The organism is Faecalicatena faecalis (genome assembly GCF_012524165.2).
Lineage (GTDB): Bacteria > Bacillota > Clostridia > Lachnospirales > Lachnospiraceae > Faecalicatena_A > Faecalicatena_A faecalis.
On sequence record NZ_JABACJ020000050.1, the window covers coordinates 1 to 3150 of the forward strand.

General features: G+C 33.9%; 3 protein-coding genes. All 3 read right to left on the reverse strand.

Features of this window, described 5'->3' with window-relative positions; translation table 11 throughout:
- Positions 1–1046: glycosyltransferase family 4 protein (locus tag HGO97_RS23555; RefSeq protein ID WP_216245711.1), on the reverse strand; the 1046-nt coding region annotated here is incomplete at its 3' end.
- A 55-nt stretch (positions 1047–1101) separates the two neighbouring features.
- Positions 1102–1692: an acyltransferase gene (locus tag HGO97_RS23560; protein ID WP_216245713.1), complete on the reverse strand. Its 591-nt coding sequence runs from the start codon at positions 1690–1692 to the stop codon at positions 1102–1104.
- A 68-nt stretch (positions 1693–1760) separates the two neighbouring features.
- Positions 1761–3150, reverse strand: a 1390-nt coding sequence (locus HGO97_RS23565; RefSeq protein ID WP_330654339.1) for a glycosyltransferase family 4 protein, incomplete at its 5' end; no start/stop codon positions are given.

A 3150-nucleotide genomic window follows, 5' to 3' on the forward strand; every position in this document is an offset into this window, starting at 1 on the left:
GCATATGTACGACTATTAAATTTAGAATTCACCATTTCAAATGCTCTTCTGACCACTAAACTAGTATCAACACATAGTATCTGTTCCAACTTCTGTTGAATATCCTGATCTGATTTAACTATTATCCCAGTCACTCCGTCTTCAACAATATCTGGTATACCAGCATGATCAGTGGTTAAAACAAGTAATCCATTTCCCATTGCTTCTAAAATGCTGATGGGCTGTCCCTCATTTGGATATCTAGTAGGCAAAGTAAAAATGTCACACTTTTTCAGGAGTTCTCCCTTTTTTAAACCAATAACTACACCATGATATGTTACAAGTTCATCTAAATTATTCTCTTTAATATAATTGAAAAAGAATTTCTCTTCTGTTTCTTCAAAAAACTTACCTGCGAAATGAAAATGCAGACATTTTTCCTGACCAGACGCAATACGTGTCTTCTCAAATAACGCCATTTTTAGAACCTCAGGATATCCTTTTGAATGAATGAAGTTTGATAGATAAAGGACTTGTTTTATCCTCCTCTTCGATGAGGATTCCAGCTTTTTTTCAAAGTCTTCTTTACTTAAAAGACATTCATTGTCTATACAATTAGGAACGATATGGATTTTTTCATCTGGCAGTAGCCCATTAAAAATTGGCTTTAAAGATTTACCAAGTACAATTGCACCAGCCAATTTACTTACAGCTTTATAATTAGCTTTACGTTGCCAATTCTTCATATCATTTTCAATCAGCTTACGATAATATCCACCATGTAAATGTATAAGACACCTTTTGTTCTGTATCTGAAGGAGTTTGAAAATAAAAAGGTCCCTGAGATTCCCCCCTTTTGTCTGACTAATAGTAAAGTAGAACAAGTCAGCGTTACTTCTGCTAATTGACCAAAGTGTTTTTAAAATCTTTTTGTTATTGGAAATATCAACTTTTTCAAATAAAAATTCATGTTTAAGCTTTGAATTATATGCAGTTTCAACTGCTTTTGAAAGGCCATGGATTGGTGGCGGAAACTGTGCAATGAAGCATATTCTTTTTTTATCCATACTATTTTCCTTATTTAAATTTTCTATTATTCTACTAACAGTTTTGTGAATCCCCTTATTGTATTTGGGAGGGAGGGAGCCTTTTTATGATTCTAGCTGGATTTCCAGCTATAACGGTATTATCTTCAAATCTTCCTGTAACTACTGCGCCCGCTCCTACTACACAACCATTACCAAGTATGGTTCCCTTCAAAATGATTGTATTACAACCAATAAAGCAGTTCTTTCCTATGTAGATTTCCTTGGCTGGAATTAGATTAGTATCTCCTACTCGATTCTCTTGCAGCAACTTTATCCGATCTTCTATTTCAATAGGGTGAAAATCATTGTCTAATATCTTAGAGTTACCACCAATACACGTATTGTCACCAATAGTTATTTTTTTGCGTGCATATATTGTTGCACCAGATATTCCAACATTATCACCAATCAATATCTCTGCATCTCTAGTACGTGTCACTATAACAGTGCGGCTATAAAGACCAACTAAATTAGATAGAAAACTGCTTTTTATTGTTACATGATTTCCAAGTTTGAGGCGTGCACCTTTTTGATTGAAGATGATCGGCATTCCTTTTAACAATAGACTTTTACCATATTCAACTTTTGTCGCTTTAAGAGCAATCTTAAACCAGTTACTGTTCATTTATTTTATCTCCTCAAATTGTAGTAGCACTCCCATTTGAAAGAGTTCTTGTCATATAAAAACATGGGCTAACATGTTAATATCTCCTCTTCATATTTCTTGATGCTGATATCTTTTGTTAAATGGGCAAGTAAATACTTATATCCTCTCAATCCCATTTCAATACATTCCGTACTTTGGGCATGATCTATAAAGAAACGTAGATTCTCTTCGATTTTGTTATAATTTTTAGGTTCACAACATAAGCCTCCCCTGGATTCTTCTATTAAACAGCGAATTTCGGAGCCATTTTCTAAAACACCCAGTATTGGTTTAGCTACCGCCGCAATTCCGTAATATTTACTTGGACAACTAACCCCTTTAATCCCTTTAGCATTTATGCACCAATGGACATCGCCCGCATTGAGACTATATATGATTTCAGCCTTATCTTGATAAGGTATAAAAACCACATTATCCATACGGTGTGTTTCTTTATAATCCATCATCTTTTGCATCATTCCGCCGGCCCCAACAAAAACAAAAACTACTTCCTGTCCATTTGGATACTGTTGAGAAGGAGGCGTTTTTGTTTTGGGCTTAAATTTTTCAATAACTTTCATAATATTCAGAAGGTCATAGTAATTCCCTAAATTTCCCGAATACATAATTACAAATTTATTTTCTAAGCCATACTTTTTCTTGAATTCCAAGACCTTTTTATGGTTTTTAGGCAACGGATAAATACGCTCTTCATCAATCCAATTATTAATTAAAACCATAGTAGGCAAATGATTATTTTTTTTATTGTTGTTATGAAAACGGTTTTCCAACGTTTCCATCAGATCGCGTCCTACGGTAATTACTTTATCCGCTTTTCTACAGCTAAATTTATCCAACTGCATTAATAATTTAATCAATAATTTACTATTGCTATATTTGATAGCAACAATTTGTTCAGGATTAAAATCTTGAATGTTATATATATATTTGGCATGTTTGATCCATTTCCCCCATACCCCTAACAATCCACCTAAAATTGGAGGTTGTGATATCGAGAAAATATAATCAAATCTCCCAACTTTAAAGGTAGCAATCATCGCTCTAATAAAATAGCTGGTTATATTCCGTATCCGACTCATTTTATTAGTCTTTTTAAACTCTGGGACTCTGACGCGTAACACATTTACACCGTCTATATATTCGCGAAAATACTTATGTTTTTTATATTTATCGTCTATAGTGCCGCAATAAGAAGGAACCACACAGATAACCGTTACTTCAAATTTATCAAGCAATCCCTCTGCCAACTCTTTCAGGAGCTGTCCAGTGGATGCTACGTCTGGTACATAATAATGTGCATATATTAGTAACTTCTTTTTTAATGTTCTTTCAGTCTTAGATACATTTGTTGTCTCCACGGTTCTACTAGGCATCGATGATCCTCCATGTAAGTAACACCAAATAATTGTTATTATT

What these genes read in the sequence shown, in the direction of transcription:
- HGO97_RS23560 (WP_216245713.1), bottom strand. Translation starts at nt 1,692, where the DNA reads ATGAACAGTAACTGGTTTAAGATTGCTCTTAAAGCGACAAAAGTTGAA.